This is a genomic window from Okeania sp. SIO2F4 (genome assembly GCF_010672385.1).
Taxonomy (GTDB): Bacteria; Cyanobacteriota; Cyanobacteriia; order Cyanobacteriales; family Microcoleaceae; genus Trichodesmium.
The window spans coordinates 1-16,726 of sequence record NZ_JAAHGT010000104.1 but is presented as its reverse complement, the minus strand read 5'-3'; the positions used below and the strand labels follow the sequence as shown (position 1 = coordinate 16,726).

Annotated in this window: 14 protein-coding genes; 4 read left to right on the top strand and 10 right to left on the bottom strand. The window is 35.2% G+C overall.

Annotated features, from left to right (window positions below; all coding sequences use genetic code 11):
- Positions 1-290, top strand: a 290-nt coding sequence (locus tag F6K22_RS09430; RefSeq protein ID WP_293096294.1) for an S-layer homology domain-containing protein, incomplete at its 5' end; no start/stop codon positions are given.
- A 443-nt stretch (positions 291-733) separates the two neighbouring features.
- Here F6K22_RS09430 and F6K22_RS09425 read toward each other — a convergent pair.
- The gene (locus F6K22_RS09425) at positions 734-1,525 is read right to left on the bottom strand and encodes a DUF4058 family protein (protein WP_293096291.1); all 792 of its coding nucleotides are present in this window, start codon (positions 1,523-1,525) and stop codon (positions 734-736) included.
- A gap of 47 nt (positions 1,526-1,572) precedes the next feature.
- A complete protein-coding gene (locus F6K22_RS09420; protein WP_293096288.1) occupies positions 1,573-1,890 on the bottom strand; it encodes a hypothetical protein in 318 nt (105 codons plus the stop codon).
- Between the two features lie 573 nt (positions 1,891-2,463).
- Here F6K22_RS09420 and F6K22_RS09415 point away from each other — a divergent pair.
- Positions 2,464-3,882, top strand: a complete 1,419-nt coding sequence (locus tag F6K22_RS09415; protein WP_293096285.1) for an ATP-binding protein — start codon at positions 2,464-2,466, stop codon at positions 3,880-3,882.
- A complete protein-coding gene (locus F6K22_RS09410; protein ID WP_293096282.1) occupies positions 3,875-5,752 on the top strand; it encodes a tetratricopeptide repeat protein in 1,878 nt (625 codons plus the stop codon). The genes F6K22_RS09415 and F6K22_RS09410 overlap by 8 nt, the downstream gene beginning before the upstream one ends.
- Before the next feature lie 117 nt (positions 5,753-5,869).
- Here the strand turns inward: F6K22_RS09410 and F6K22_RS09405 are convergent, their stop codons facing one another.
- Entirely contained in the window at positions 5,870-6,154 is a 285-nt protein-coding gene (locus tag F6K22_RS09405; RefSeq protein ID WP_293096280.1) for a type II toxin-antitoxin system RelE/ParE family toxin, read from the bottom strand.
- Entirely contained in the window at positions 6,151-6,402 is a 252-nt protein-coding gene (locus F6K22_RS09400; protein ID WP_293096277.1) for a hypothetical protein, read from the bottom strand. Before F6K22_RS09400 ends, F6K22_RS09405 begins: the two co-directional genes overlap by 4 nt.
- Before the next feature lie 91 nt (positions 6,403-6,493).
- On the opposite strand from F6K22_RS09400, the gene F6K22_RS09395 reads away from it, so the two are divergent.
- On the top strand, positions 6,494-7,189 hold the full coding sequence (locus tag F6K22_RS09395; protein ID WP_293096275.1) for a Uma2 family endonuclease: 696 nt from the start codon (positions 6,494-6,496) through the stop codon (positions 7,187-7,189).
- A gap of 373 nt (positions 7,190-7,562) precedes the next feature.
- On the opposite strand, the gene F6K22_RS09390 is transcribed toward F6K22_RS09395, so the two are convergent.
- The 6 genes from F6K22_RS09390 to F6K22_RS09365 form a co-directional block, all read right to left on the bottom strand.
- Positions 7,563-8,702 (bottom strand): ABC transporter ATP-binding protein, encoded by a 1,140-nt coding sequence (locus tag F6K22_RS09390; RefSeq protein ID WP_293096273.1) that lies wholly within the window; start codon positions 8,700-8,702, stop codon positions 7,563-7,565.
- 701 nt (positions 8,703-9,403) lie between these two features.
- Complete coding sequence (locus tag F6K22_RS09385; RefSeq protein ID WP_293096271.1) at positions 9,404-10,420, bottom strand: patatin-like phospholipase family protein; 1,017 nt, start codon at positions 10,418-10,420, stop codon at positions 9,404-9,406.
- 1,672 nt (positions 10,421-12,092) lie between these two features.
- Entirely contained in the window at positions 12,093-13,157 is a 1,065-nt protein-coding gene (locus F6K22_RS09380; RefSeq protein WP_293096268.1) for an ABC transporter substrate-binding protein, read from the bottom strand.
- A 460-nt stretch (positions 13,158-13,617) separates the two neighbouring features.
- Complete coding sequence (locus F6K22_RS09375) at positions 13,618-14,493, bottom strand: ABC transporter permease (RefSeq protein ID WP_293096265.1); 876 nt, start codon at positions 14,491-14,493, stop codon at positions 13,618-13,620.
- Between the two features lie 787 nt (positions 14,494-15,280).
- Positions 15,281-16,162, bottom strand: coding sequence for an ABC transporter permease (locus F6K22_RS09370; RefSeq protein WP_293096263.1), 882 nt, complete (start codon positions 16,160-16,162; stop codon positions 15,281-15,283).
- A 369-nt stretch (positions 16,163-16,531) separates the two neighbouring features.
- Positions 16,532-16,726: hypothetical protein (locus F6K22_RS09365; protein WP_293096260.1), on the bottom strand; the 195-nt coding region annotated here is incomplete at its 5' end.

Here is a 16,726-nt window from a genome sequence, read left to right as displayed (position 1 = left end):
ACCCTCAGTTTCCGACTTTTACTGATGTACCGAAGGAGCATTTTGCCTATCGTGCAGTAGAAACAATGGCAGCAAAGGGTATTGTTTCGGGGATTGGAAATGGATATTTTGCGCCAAACTTACGATGTACGCGGGAGCAGTTAGCATTTATTATTGCTAAAAGTGGAGATTTTGATGTGTATCAATTATTTGGTAATTCTGGTACACCTCTAGATAGTCAACCTTTGAAACGACGGGAGTTATCTAGGATTTTATATTTGGTGTTGCGATCGCAATATGGGATTGATTAAACTACTAGAAACCGGGTTTGTATTGTAGATTTGACAATACCTAATCATATAACATCCGGATAATTACTATAGCCTGCGTCATTGCGACTGGAACGGAGTGGAAGGAAGCAATCTCATAGGTTTAGGAGATTGCTTCCTATCGTCGCAATGACGATTATTCAACCGGATTTTATATCACACACAATTTGTAGGGGCGATTCGCGTTTGCGGAGCATTCCGTAGGAAATCGCCCCTACAAGATATGTTGGTTCTACCTAAGTCCTGAGAATATAACAGGACTTACGCACTGTGAGGAAATAATAGGGGTTTGAGATTGCTTCGCTGTCGCTCGCAATGACGCAAAATGGTTATTTTAGGTATTGAGTGCGTAAGTCCTATATAAGATAAAAAATTTAACTGTTTGAGAATTGGATAAAAGACTCTAAAGAAAGCGATCGCCACTTTTAAAGATTTTGTTGTCGTAACCAATTATTTGCCCAAGTTGCATCATTTTCCGATAATTCTGGTACTGGTTTTTGAGTGTAATCTATTTTTAAATCGTAACTGCCAACATCATAAATAGTAGTTAATAAACCTTGTAAATCTATAATTGGTTCTGTATCTTCTGGGCGTAATGGTAATGGAAAATCAGGAATTTTATTTTGGATATTAAAGGCATATAAATCAGCTCTTGGTCGTTGTTTTTCGCGACTAACTAAAATTCGATAATGACTTTTATTTTTATCGTTTGAAATAGGCATTCGTTCACCGCGACGCAGTAAATCTATTTCGATAAAATTAGTCAAACTATCTAATATTTTTTCTCGTTTTTCTAAATACATTTCTCTACTTTTTCCACCTCTTTTATTAGAAGGAGATAATATTTCTATGGTAGTTACAACTTCCTTAGTTGCTACTTCTTGAATTTCTAAATATCCTTGGCGGATAGTTATTGGTATTGGCAGAGTTACTGTTATAGGTTTTGTGGAAGTTGCTGTTGCTGTAACGGTCGATTCTGTAGAATTTGATCTGTTAGTTTGCCCTTTTTTTGACAGCACTGAAACATCAGGAAGACCTACAAGTAAAGATTCTGTATCCTTTTCTTCATACATTCTGACTTCTACAGAAACAAAATATTTTGGACGTAGTTGGGGAGATAATAATTGAGCAAGATTGGTAATGAAAAATAGATGTAATCCCGGCCATAAATCGGGATGTTCTAAATATGGGTCCATACCAGGAAATGGGGATGGCATAATTTTTTCTCCTTTAGTTTTTGGTGTGTTTTTTTAATAAAATCTACTTATTTCTTTTTGGATCTAGGAGATACATTTTTTTTCTCATTCATCAGAATATTAATAATTTCAGAATTATCGTTATTGCTATTCAGGCTTAAATTCAGAAACAAAACAACTAATTCTAATACTACATAAATCCCTATCAACCAGATAATTATTGATGTGAAACCAGGTTTTTCCAAAAATATAGCACTGTACAGAACAAAAAACAAATACCAAATACCAAGTATGAAGAATATCCGAACAAAACTACTTTGAATCATTATTTGAGTTGTTTCATTTCTATCTGGCATTAAATGTTTGAAATGGTTTGGAAAAGCCATTGTATTTTCTCCTTAATCCTACTATAGCGCGGTCTGTCTAGGCTAAATAAAATTGTGGGTAAAAAACCTAACCCCCCAACCCCCTTCCCTGCTAGCGTTGGGGAGAAATACTCCCCTCTCGGAGTAGGAGAGGGGTTGGGGGAGAGGTCTTCATTTTCTCAAACTTGCCCACAAAACAAATCTAGACACGCCATTATATTATAGAATCTATGTCTTTTTGACTAAATTATAGCGTTGCTATAAGGTTTGGTATTATTTCTTCTTTCGACTTTTTAGGGTAACTAGCAAAACTGGGCGTAATACCCACAGTAAAAAAGCGACTGCTATAATAATAGCGGTTGGACTATTTCCATTTTCTAATAACGGATTTAGATCTATGGGTAAAATATTTGTGCTAGGTTGACTGGTGCAAACTATCTCTTCTTTAGGAAACATTTTGTTTTCTTCTGTTACTTACATTTCTATCTGAACATGAAATTTTTGTACTTTAAGCAGAGTTTTGACTCACCATTTCTAGTTGGAAAAAAAGTGAGCTATAACTGAGCCGAAAAAAATTTATTTTGGAGATATAATATGGCGGTTACTCTCAGAGCTTCTAAAGAGGGGTTGCAAAAGATTGATGCAGCTAGAAGAAAGAAAGGTTGGACAAAAACAGAGCTTGCTTGGTGTCAACTAGCACTAACTTCACAAGCAACCTTAAAACGTTTTTGGCGCCCTCTTGCTATTGAGCGAGATACTTTTATTAATATTTGTCAGACTGTAGGAATTAACTGGGAAGAAATTGTGGACGACACTCCTCTCTCAACTCAAAATTCAACAGTGGAATTTTTTTGTTATGATGATGTTTGGGTGGGTAGAGAAAACCTCATAGCTGAATTAACTACCAAACTTAAAGAGTCTTGTCGCTTACTAATTCTTGTTGGTATTAGTGGTATTGGTAAAACTGCTTTGGCAGAAAAATTGGCGGTGGAGCTACACCAAGAATTTTTGCAGGGAGACTGGAGCAACTTTCGCCAGGAAAATTTTGATAACGAGCAAGAAACTAAAGATTTTCGTAGTGTTGCTATCCGGTGGTTGAACAAGTGGGGAGAGTCTCTGACTCAAGATGATTATCAAGATGTGGAAAGGTTACTCTATAAATTAGTTAATCGTTTGCGACAACATCGGTATCTGATAATTATTGATTCTCTGGAAAATATTTTGGTGGGAAATGAGGATGAGGGATGGAGTGATTTTCAGGATCAGTTGTGGGTGAGATTTTTTGAGCAATTTTTGGCTGCTCCAGAATGTCAAAGTCGCATTATCTTGACTTCCCAAGATTTCCCTGGGCAAATTCCGGGACGTTATCAGAATTTCTGGGAGTCTCAACCTTTGACTGGTTTGAGCAAGTCCGAGCAGTTGCAGTTATTCGAGAAAACTGGGTTGGAGGTTGAGGAAAATTCACCTAACCTACCCTATTTACAACGTATTGGTAATGCTTATGAGGGTCATCCTTTGGCATTGCGAGTAATTGCTGGGGAAATTGGCAGCCAACCTTTTGATGGTAATGTGGTAACTTATTGGAAAAGGTATGGTAATGAAATTGAGGAGGTGGAAAAAGCAATTGAGGAAGCGAAGACTAAGGGGATAACTGCTGGTGCTGACGATAAATTTCAGCTAGACAGGTATACTCGTGAGTTGCGGAAAAGAGTCCGAAGGCGACTAGACAAGACTTTTTCACGGTTGCAGAAAGAAGCGCTTAATGCTTATCGGTTGATTTGTGTTGGTGCAATATATAGGTGTGAAGTGCAAGAAAGTTTTTGGTTGAAGCTTTTGAAAAATTGGCCGTGCGATGAAGAAAAGCAAGAAGTGGCGTTACAGACTTTGCGCGATCGCTTTTTAGTTGAGGTTGTAGGAGTTTATGAAACTGGTGAGTTTATGCTCAGACAGCATAATTTAATCCGTAGTGTGTCACTTGAACATTTAAATAAATTGGATGAGGAAGATGGTTAAGAGTGAAAATAATACCCAAGGTGGAGTTATTCTACCTACCGCTGAGTCTGTTTTGGAATTGTTGAAACTTGACCCAGATGGTCTGATGTCGATTAAGCCACTTTCCAAACGTCTTCAATATCAGGCTGTTGTTATTTGGTTGACTGACTACAAATGTCCGCGAGAAGTCAACAATAATTTAGAGATGGTGAAAGGATATCTAGAGGCATTTTATCATCTTGGAGAAGTCGAAGACTGGGAAAAAGCTTGTAAAACCCTGAGACTCCAAATACCTATCAACCAATTACATAATCAACTCGGTATTTGGGGCTACTATCAGGAACAAATTGAAATGTATAACACACTTTTGGGCAAGTTAAATCCTTGGATAGAAGCTACCTGTTTAGACGGTTTAGGAGGAGCTAAACGCCATATAGGAGAGTATGACCAAGCAATTTATTACCACGAACAAGCATTAGGAATTACACAGTCAATACACGATCGTGCTGGGGAGATGAAAGCACTGGGTAATTTGGCAAATGTTTACCATTCCCTAGCCGACTATTCCAAAGCAATAAAATATAATTACAAGTGTTTGAGCATCGCACAGGAAATCAAAGATCGTACTGAAGAAGGAGCAGCACTAGGTAATTTGGGTTATGCTTATCAGTCTCTAGCACAATACCATCAGTCAATTACATTTTTTCAACAGCATTTTGAGATTGCTAGGGAAATTGGCGATCGTAGTGGAGAAGGTAAAGCACTGAGTGGCCTTGGTGTTAACTACGGTATGACAGGAAAATATAACCAGGCAATTGATTATCTAAACCAGTATTTACATATTGCTAGAGAGATTGGCGATCGCGAAGGAGAAGGAACAACCTTGGGAAATTTGGGTAATGTTTACTCTAATATGGCAGACTATGACAAAGCAATTAATTACCTGAAGCAGGATTTGGAGATTGCTAAAGAAATTGGGGCTCGTGCCAGCGAAGCAAGAGCTTTGGGAAATCTAGGTCTTAACCATTATTACATAGGATATTATTCCAACGCAATTGACTATCTTAGGCAACAGTTAGCAATAGTACAAGAAATAGGCGATCGCGCAGGAGAAGTCAGAGCGCTGGCCAATATTGGTATGATTTATGAATCTCAAGGAAGCTATGGGCAAGCAAACGATTATTATCAACAGAGCTTAATCCTTGCCCAGTCAATAGGAAATCCTGTAGGAGAAGCAAAAGCACTTGGTGGTCTAGGCAACCTCCAGTGCTTTCTAGGAAACTATCATCAAGCAATCGGTTATTATCAGCAATGGCTAGGTATTGCACAAGCAATCGGCAATCCGGTCGATGAAGAAAATGCACTTCTTGGTCTAGGGAATGGGTATGAATCTTTGAAAGAGTATGACAAAGCAATTAATCACTATGAGCAGTCGTTAACCATTGCACAGAAAATAGGCAATCAATATGGGGAAGGCAGCGCTTTGGGAAATCTGGGTTTTGTTTATAACTCTACAGGGAACTATGAGCTAGCGATTGCATACCATCAAAAGCATTTGGCGATTGCCCGCTCAATTAAAGCTCCACTAGAAGAAGCGACAGCACTTGCGAATTTAGGAGAAACTTTCATAAATATTCAGCAGTATTCGACAGCTCTAGAAAATTTACAACTAGCATTAGAAATTTGTAGGAAAATTGGTAATCGGGCAATTGAGGCTGAAGCTCTCAAGAATATAGCAGAAACCCATCAACACTTGGGAAATTTAGATGCAGCACGACAGTATTGTGATGAAGCGATCGCTATTTTCACAGAATTAGGAGTGCCAGAATTGAAAGAATGTCAGGAGTTGCTTGAGGAAATTCAAAAGTTAAAAGTCAAAAGTCAAAAGTGAGAATGTCTTAAAACTCCCTACCAAAATAGGATTTTTTGCCAATATTGATGGTAAAACCTTATTCTCCAAAAAGGAATCTTCTGCACAGAAGAGCGATCGCTACTCCCAACAAAACAGTTAAAAACTTTCTGGCCACTTTCTAGCACCATGAATAACTGCTAAAATCTCCAAGCGATCGCCCCTAACTCGATAGGGTACAATAAATGGCGTACCTGTAACAACCAATTCTCTCGTACCCACTACCTGCCCTAGTCTACCCATCTCAGGATACTGAAGCAACCTATTTATTGAACTTTCAATCCGCTCTATGGTATCTAGGGCAACATCAGGATTATTAGCTACAATGTATTCGTAAGCATTGTTGATATCCTCCAAAGCGAGGCGAGTCCAAATTATCTTCATTGTCGCCACCTTGCTAGAGCAGCAGCAACTTCTTCATCAGTGGCAAACTCACCAGCATCTGCTTGACGTAAACCTTCTTTAATATGCTCTACCTGCCATTCTTGTACTGGCAAACGATTGTCGCTTGCGTCATTTTCCACCACTTTCCCCCCCTCATTCAGCATTTTTTGCAATGCTTCTAGTAATCTCAGTCGATCTGTATAGGAAAGATTATGTACTTGATTTAGTACCTGCTCGTAAGTAAACATAGACTATAAATTTATTTTGAAGTTTAGCTATTTCCTACTATATCATTTATTTGCTAAAATTAAACAACTCAAATGTCACAGTTAAATTATTATGGTAAACAACAACCAATTACTCAACCTACCATCAAGTGACGAATTACCAGATTCAGACGACAAACCTGTGGATCACGAAATACAAATTCTCATTCCTAACCTGCTCATGTTAATTTTAAATCAGTTATGGGGCGATCGCTCTGATTGGTTTTTTGGCGTAAATATGGGAATTTTCCACACCACGGGGTCAAACCCTAGAGTTGCTATAGTTCCTGATGGTTTTCTCAGTGTGGGAGTTCCACGACTCAAAAATAATAAATTGCGATCCTCCTATGTTCTTTGGGAGGAAAATTATGTTGTTCCGATATTCGTATTGGAAATTGTTTCTAAAACTTATGGGGGTGAATACGATGAAAAAATGATTGATTACGCTCGGTTGGGAGTATTGTATTATGTTATTTATAACCCAGATTATTCCAAGCGAGATCAACATGAGCGTTTTGAGGTGTATCGTTTGGTAGATGGAGCATACCAACGTTTACAAGGAAATCCCGTGTGGATGCCAGAAATTAGTCTGGGGATAGGAACTGAAGTTGGTAACCATTACCGTTCCGAACAAGAGTGGTTGTATTGGTATGACTCTCAAGGGAATAGGTTTATGACCCCAGAAGAGGAAGCATTTCAGCAACGACAACGAGCTGAACAACTCGAACAAATGTTGCGTTCCCTTGGTGTCGATCCAGAACAGTTGTAGTTATATAGCATTCAGCGTTCAGCTTTAGTGTAATAACTGTAGTAGGGTGTCTAGACTAACATTGTGGATAAAACTTCCCCCCTCTCCTTGCAGGAGAGGGGTTGGGGGAGAGGTCTTCATTAACTCAAATTTACCCACATTTTCAAGCTAGACGTGCTATACCGTTGCACTGAAGTCAGAAGTCAGAAGTTAGATTCTATCGACTAAAAAGCTTAATAATATCATAGTTTTACACATAGGACTTACGCACAATATCAAATTATACACCACTTGTAGGGGCGATTCGCGAATCGCCCCTACTAGATATGGTGGTTCTGCGTAAGTCCTGACAATTATTTGACATTATTCTAAATTCTGCGTAGCGCTATAATTACTAATTTTTCCCCAAATTAACCCTTTCTTTTTCTGACAAATTTTCTGCCAGCACACTGATATTTTCCACAGGAATATTAATTTTAACTTTCTCACCAATAGCATATTGATTCAGATGAAAAGGATTAATATTTTGTCTCCGAATTACTATCTTAGTTTTGTCAGTTAAACGCACAACATAACGAGTATCTGTACCAATATAAACCAAATTTTCTATTATTCCTGAAAAATCAGATTCTGCTGTCAAAGTTGGCGGGCAAATTTCTATTTTTTCGGGTCTCACAACTAAGGTAATAATTGTATCTATTGGCAGATGATGAACAGAGGGTATTAATAAAGGCAAATCTTCATCTATTAACACCAAACTTTTATCCTCTTGATGTGCAGTTATTCGCCCAGTTAAAAAGTTACTTTCCCCAATAAATTCAGCCACAAAACGAGTTTTTGGTTGTTCATAAATTTCTACCGGAGTTCCCACTTGTAAAACTTCTCCTTGGTGCATAACTGCTATCCGGTCAGACATAGTTAAAGCTTCTTCTTGGTCGTGAGTAACATAGATAAAAGTAATACCCAACCTTTGCTGCATTTGCTTTAATTCTAACTGCATTTCTTTGCGTAATTTTAAATCTAAAGCACCCAAAGGTTCATCAAATAATAATACTGCTGGTTGTTTAACTAATGCTCTTGCTAAAGCTACTCTTTGTTGTTGTCCGCCAGATAATTGTCGGGGATAACGCTTTTCCATATCTATTAATTTTACTTGAGTCAAAGTATCAGTTACCCGACGATTTATTTCTGGGCGCGGGAGATTTTCCATTTCTAATCCAAAGGCAATATTTTCTGCCACTGTGAGATGGGGAAATAAAGCATAATTCTGAAAAACTGTATTGACTGGGCGATGAAATGGCGGACTATTTCCCATTAGTTTGTCTTGAATATAAATTTCTCCAGATGTGGGAATTTCAAAACCAGCTATCATTCTTAATGTCGTAGTTTTACCACATCCAGACGGACCGAGTATAGAAAAGAATTCTGATTTTTTTATCTGGAGATTGATATTATTTACAGCGATAAATTTTTTTTTATTTTGACTAGCGAATATTTTGGCAAGATTGACGAGATTAACTGCTATATTTTCCATTTATGAGTAAATTATATTTTCTGATTATTTAATTTAGATAGATAGTAGCTAAGATGGTATTATCTATCAGGTTTTTGATTTTTCTCTACCTGTTAATAAGTAAGCATTCAGCTATTAGAATTCAGCAAACAGCTTGTGAAGGAATAAAGCAACTATCGGGATGGCATTTAGCTACCTTGCAGTAACTGCTTCAGTAATTAATAATTAATAATTAATAATTACGTTCTCAAGTTAGGGAAGGAGACTTTAGCAGTAAGTTTTTACCCTCTTCAAAATTAATAGCTGATGGCTGTTTGCGTAGCATTCCATCGGAAATGCTGACGTTAATCAAATGAAGACCTCTTTAACTCCCACTTCAAAAAAGAGTTTTAGGAGTTCCTAATAAAGGTATAGATTTGAAGGGGAAGATAGGAAGGTTAGGTATTACCCAAAATTTTAGCCTAGACGAGCTACTATGTCTAGATTTAATATGCCTTTAACAAACAGTCTCTCATTAATTAATAATGCAGTTGCTTAAAGAAAAATATCAATTTTATTTCTTAGTTCCTCCTTTCAGAAGCAACAGAACCATAGCAATCCTAAATTGGTTGTGACAATTTTTCTAATAGTTGAGTTGAACTGGAAACATGACTAAATTATGACTGCTAAATATCTCCAAAATATTACAACTTAAATAGGATTGCTATCAAACAGATTTAATATTAATTATTATCAATAAACTTAGCGATCGCTTCTTTGACTAACATCTGATTTGGTTGGTTATAAATTTCTGTATAATTAACTTTGCCCTGGTTTAAAAAAGATTCTGAATCTTGAATAAGTCGCTGAATATTTTCTGGTCTGGCATCATCAATAGCATTATTAGTTCCAGTCAATTGAAACTGTAAACGTAAATAACCTTTTGCATTACTAATACCTAAAATTTGTTCCGCCACTAAATTGTCAGCTCCCGCTTGACCATTAAGTGTTAAACTGAACAAAGGAATTGCCCATTCAGACAAACCCCATCCTACAATTTTTTCAAATGTGTAAGCATTAGTAGTTTCACCTGTGCCAATAGAAATTATAGAAATTTCTTCTAGTTTATGACCTAGTTTAATAGCGTAACCAACTGCAGCTAAAGTAGGATTATTTGCTGCCACACCCCCATCAATATATGGATAGCTTTTGTCTTGACCTTTTAATTCATAAGGTGGAAAATAAGTAGGTGCAGATGCAGAGGAAACACATATTTCCCAGAGAGGAATATCAGAGTACCATTTAGAATCTTGATTAACAAAAAAACTAGGGTCGTCTTTATACATATTATAAGCAACTATCAAAATATTAGGTTTAACCACATCCTTAATTTTGATTGGTACTTGATTTTTAACTAGATACTTTTGCATCACATTAATTAGACCTTGATTGGAGAATTTAGGAGCAGAAAGTCCATATTTAGCAATTAAAGGTAATCTTTTTCTAGACCAGCGAGTTTGATATGGAAAAATTTCTAGTGTTTCGTTTTTATAAAGGTTGAGAACTTGATTACTATCCATTCCAGAAACAACTGCTCCAGCAATTAAAGAACCTGTAGAAGTACCAGCAATTAAATCAAAATATTCCTGTAAGGACTTACCTTTACTTTCTTGAATTTGTTGTTCAACTTTTTGAAGTATTCTAGCAGCCATTACCCCACGAACTCCACCACCATCTAAGCTTAGAATTTTGAAAGTCATAATCGTATTTTCCTGAATATTCTCATTTAACTATTATACCAATTTCACAAATGTTTGTTGCATAAGGTAGAAGGAAGGAAGAAGGATTTAGTTATTTAGGAGAGAAGGCTTTAGTTATCTAAGAGAGAAGGATTTAGTTATCTAAGAGAGAAGGATTTAGTTATCTAAGAGAGAAGGATTTAGTTATCTAAGAGAGAAGGCTTTAGTTATCTAAGAGAGAAGGCTTTAGTTATCTAAGAGAGAAGGATTTAGTTATCTAAGAGAGAAGGATTTAGTTATCTAAGAGAGAAGGATTTAGTTATCTAAGAGAGAAGGATTTAGTTATCTAAGAGAGAAGGATTTAGTTATCTAAGAGAGAAGGATTTAGTTATCTAAGAGAGAAGGATTTAGTTATCTAAGAGAGAAGGCTTTAGTTATCTAAGAGAGAAGGCTTTAGTTATCTAAGAGAGAAGGCTTTAGTTATCTAAGAGAGAAGGATTTAGTTATCTAAGAGAGAAGGATTTAGTTATCTAAGAGAGAAGGATTTAGTTATTTAGGAGAGAAGGATTTAGTTATTTAGGAGAGAAGGAAGAAATATTGAATAAAAAAAGAAAAATCATATTTAAGTTATAAGATTTTATATCATGTCCGGATAAGACCGTGATAAAAACACTTTTTTCTCCTGATAAATGCTTTTATCCTGACTCCTGAGTTCTGTCTCCTGAGGACTCCCTAATTATTTATAACTGTTCAACCGGATATGATATTAGTGGTAATTAGGAGTCAGGAGTCAGAATCTAAAAGGATTTTGATTTATCTTAATTGTTCTTAAATTCTATCAAAATCATTCCTGATTGCTATGGCTTTCTAAAATTAATTTGAGAAGGTCTTTTTAAGCATCTCTGATAGAGATGCACTTTTTGTAGCATTCTTTTTTCAAACTGGTATTAGATTATATCCTGAAAAAAAGAAGGAAAAGCAGACGAAATAATTTGGCATCTATAACGTAGAAGTTGATGGCAAAATTTTGTTTATACTTAGGAGTGGATAATCAAGAGACTTATACTTAGGATAAATCTCTGTTTATAGCAATTCCCATCTCTGAGTGAGGTACAAAATTCGTAATTTTTAGGGAGTAAGTAGGGAAGTTGCATGCAACGTCCGTATATAGTAGTAATTCGGGAAACAAGGAATAGAAAAGAAGAGAAACAATTGTACCTCAGTAACCTGAGAAACCCTCTAATTTAAAAATAATATTAGACCTCTTAAAAAATCAGAAATCAAATCAATTCTTATCCATAAATTATTAATTACTTCTCCCTATTTCTAGGACTATTTCATTCTAGTAAAAGGCATCGGGGAGATTAGTTTGGAAGGTGTGGGTCGGCGGGATATATGAGAAGATGGAACCCCCAAAGAGTTAATACCATTTTCAAAAATTATTGTTACATTCACGACCAAGGGAACACTTAACTGGGAACAGGGAAATAAAAACATAATAAATCAAGAATAAAAAAGGTTTAATTTTTATAATTTATGGGATTTATCAATTTTTTATTGTAGGCATAAATCACATGCTTAAGATGTAACAGCCTTTTTTGAATTTGGTATAATTCAACCCCTCTGGTTGTAGTTTCTCCCCACACTTCCCACACTTCCCACACCTACCCTATTCCCTCTTTTTTGAAAATGTCTATTTACCAACTCCTAATTTAACTTCTGTCCAAGCTTCATCATATAAAATTGTTGCTTGACCAAGGTCTTGAATATAATTAAGTTTGGCAAATAATTCTGGTGGGGGATAAATAGCAAAATTATTCAGGTCAGCAGCTTCGATTAAACCTTGGTCTTTTGCTGCTTGGTTTGGGGTCGCATACTTAATAAAATTAGATATTTTTGCTCCTATTTCTGGTTCAAGAATAAAGTTAATAAATTTTTCTGCCAGCTCTTTATTTCTACTTCCTTTGAGAATAACCATATTATCAGTTAAGAGAATACTTCCCTCTTTGGGAATAGCATAACGAAGGTTAGGATTTTCTTTCATAACTTGGAAAATATCCCCACTCCATTCACAGGTTAAATCTACCTCTCCTTGGTCTAATAAGTTTTGACCAGTATCTGGTGCAAAAGCAGCGATCGCCTGTTTATTTTTAATCAGAAAATCTCTCGCTTCAGTAATTTCTTTCGGGTTAGTTGTATTGGGATTATAACCAAGAGAAATTAAAGCAATAGAAAAGCTACTACGCATATCATCTAATAAGGCTACTCTCCCCTTAAATTTATCGTCAAACATGGTTGACCAACTATTAATTTCACCCTCTGTTACTTTAATGTTATAACCTATTCCCATTGTGCCCCATTGGTAAGCCAAGCTATATTTATTTCCCGGATCGTATGGAGGGTTAATGAATTTATCATTGAGATTTTTTATATTAGGAATATTTTCTTTATTCAGTTCCTCCAGTAGTCCTTCAGATGCCATGATTTTAACCATATAATCAGCGGGAAAAGCTACATCATAACCAGGATTTCCAGGTTTGATTTTGGCATATAGGTCTTCATTGCTTTCATAAGTATCGTATTGAATTTTGACATTAAATTTATTCTCAAATTCAGTAATTATTTCAGGTGCAATATATGTAGACCAATTGTATATACTCAGAACATTATTTGCTGAAGTATTGGGATTATTACTACAAGCAATAGGAAAAATTAAGGCAATGCTAAAGAGCAAGAAAAAAGCGATGATTTTTTTCATGGTTATACCGTTTTATGGAATTCAAAAGTCAAAAGTAAGATTTTATAAGCTCAAAACTTTAAGGAAGTCAAAAGTTAAAAGTAAGATTTGATATTTGTGACATCTTGAAAGTGAATTGGTATTACAAGGAATAAAGGATACATAACAATTTTTGAGAAGTCAAAAGTTAAAAGCTAAAAGTAAGATTTGATATTTGTGACATCTTGAAAGTGAATTGGTATTACAAGGAATAAAGGAGACATGACAATTTCTGAGAAGTCAAAAGTAAAAAGTTAACAGTAAGATTTTATATGAGGACTTACGCAAAAAATGAAATTATACACTATTTGTAGGGGTTAACGGCTGTTAAACCTTATTATATATGGTAGTTATGCCTAAGTCCTGATATTTGTGACATCTTGAAAGTGAATTAGTATTACAAGGAATAAAACAGACATGAAAATTTCTGAGAAGTTAAAAGTCAAAAGTAAGATTTTATATTTTCTTCACTGCTAAATTTCTCAATAAACAGAGAAGATACCACCAACATTAAAGAAGCTACTAACATCAAAGTTGATATAGCATTAATAGCTGGAGTTACCGAAAATTTAATCATACCATAAACAAATAATGGTAATGTTGTTGAACCGACTCCGGCAGTGAAAAAAGTAATCACAAAATCATCCAATGACAAGGTAAAAGCTAACAATGCAGCACTAAAAATTCCCGGCCAAATTAAAGGTAAAGTAATCCGAAAAAAAGTTCGCCATTCATTAGCTCCTAAGTCTAAAGCTGCTTCCTCCAAAGCAGGGTCAAGTTGAGCGACTCGCGCTCTGACAGTTACAACAACAAAAGAGATACTAAATACTATATGACCAATAATTACTGTTGGTAAACCTAACACTAAACGAATACCTAGAAGATTTTCGATTAGCTGAAACCCCAAAGAAAAGAAAACTAATAAAGAAATACCAATAGTAATTTCGGGAATAATTATCGGCAAAAAAAGTATTGCTTCTAAAACATTACGTCCGGGAAAAGAAAAACGCTCTAATGCTAAAGCAATCATAGTACCAAAAATTGTTGCTAGTAATGTGGAAATTGTTGCTACAAAAAGACTATTTTTCAGGGCATCCCAAATCATCACATCGCTAATCGTATTATCAGCAACTCCTTGTAATAAATTGCCATACCATTTTAAAGTAAAGCCTCGCCATACAGCATTAAAACGAGAATCATTAAAGGAGTAAATTACTAAGATAAAAATAGGTAGATAAAGAAAGGCAAAACCAAGGGAAGCATTTAGCCATAAACCAAATTTGCCAAGAGAACGAATGAGTAAATCAATTTGTTTCATTCTTGCTTTTATATCAAGGGCGATAAATGTTTTACAGATGGTATAAGTAATACCGTTTCAGGGAAATCACAAGTTAAAAGTTAAAAGTAATATTTGATCGGCTCAAAACTCTGACTTTAAAGTAATTTAAGGAAATAATTTCATATCTAAAGTTGGAAATTATTTGTGACATCTTTAAAGTGAATTGGTATAAGGAAGAGGGAAGAAGGAAGAAGGCTTTAGTTCTCTAGGAAAGAAGAAGTAAATATTGAAAAAAAGGAAAAATGAATAAATTGGAGCAGCTATTTTTAAACATCAGGCAACTATTAAGGTTAGCTAATGACCAAATAATAAAATCTCAAGTCTCCCTTTTTAAGTAGATAAAAAAGAAAGTTTATAATTTTCTTGCCCCCTAATACTATTTCTCAAAAACTTTTATACACTTTCTTGAGTAGGGGAGTAGGGGAGTAGGTAGGGACGTTGCATAAGGGCGTCCGAGAGCGAGAAGTAAAAATAATAATAACTAATATTAAATTGACTAAAATAAGCAAAAAAGTTATTATATCTGTGTTAATTACTGAATAGCTGAAGTGTGGCATAAGTATAGCATTACTTTTGGTAATTGGTATAATTCAGTAGGAGGTAGTGATAACTGAAATAACTTTTTTCTTTCCTGGGTCATGCTGCGCAAACATAACTTTTAATTCTGCTTGGAGACTAATACACATCTCCAATAATAAAAATAAAATCAATTATCACACAGAAATCATCAATTATTTTCCCCTACTCCCTACTCCCTACTCCCTACTCACTTATTTTTCTCTTCCGAGATGCCGAAATAGATAATAACTGGAATTAATACAATCATCATCAACGCAATTGATAATGCCGAACCAAACGGCCAATTTCTAGCTTTAAGAAATTGATTTTGAATCAGATTTCCCACCATCATAGTTTTGGCACCACCTAAAATATCAGGAGTAATAAAAGCACCAAATGCCGGAATAAAAACCAGTAAACAACCTGCAACTATGCCTCGCATTGTTAATGGTAAAACTACACGAAAAAAGGTTCGTAAATCATTAGCACCTAAATCTTGAGCAGCTTCTAATAAAGAAAAATTCAAGCGTTCAATTGTGGCATATAAAGGTAAAATCATAAATGGTAAGTAGCCGTAAACCAAACCAATAATTACAGCAAAGGGTGTAAATAAAAGACTTAAAGGTTCGTTTGTGAGCTGCAAACTTTGTAAGACAATATTAAATACTCCTTCAGTCCGAAGTAAGACTATCCAAGCATAAGTACGCACTAAAAAATTCGTCCAAAAAGGAATGATAACTAGGATCAATAAAACATTACGCCAAGGTGGTCTAATCGTAGCAATAAAATATGCTAAGGGGTAGCCAATTAATAAACACATTATAGTTGTAATTAAAGCCAGGAATAAAGACCGCCAAAATATTCCCCAGTATATTCCTTGAGCTAGTCGTTGATAGTTATCTAGAGTAAATTGCCAAATAACACCGCCATAAGTACCTCGTTCTAAGAAGCTATAAATTAAAACAATTACTAAAGGGAGAATGAAGAAAATTAATAGCCAGATAGTCCCCGGAAATAGGAGAACTAATAAATTTTTTAGTTGACGGTTTTTAATATTTGATGTTGACTGTTTTTCCTGGGCTTGCCGCATATTAATTAGCTAATAAATCAGAGATTATAATTATCAAATTGGTGTTTATTGGTCAATCAGTGAAATTAAAATCATGGCAGTCATTGTTGAGTAGATTTAGGTTTAACAAAAGGATTAATTTTTCTACTAATAACCTTTCTACTGAGTCATGGTAATACCAATTCACTTTAAAGATGTCACAAATAGTTTCAAACTTGAAATGTCAAATAATTGCCTCCAACCTTTCTCTTGTCAAAGTTTTTAGCCTATCCAATCTAACTTCATAATTCATAATTCATAATTCATAATTCTGTGAAATGGTATAAATTAGTATCAGTCAAATATATAGCAATTTGCCCATTGGTTGTGACAATTTTTATAATAGTTAATTTAAACTGAAAACATGAGTAAATTATGACTCCTGACTCCTGACTCCTGTAAGGGCAAACGGCCGTTTTGCTCCGCAACATGAAACACCCCTACAACCAAAATATTACAACGTTTTATAGGATTGCTATAGTTTTTTTTGTTTTGGATTGAATCGTCACTTTCAGGTAAAAATATATCTACTTGAGCAAGATGGAA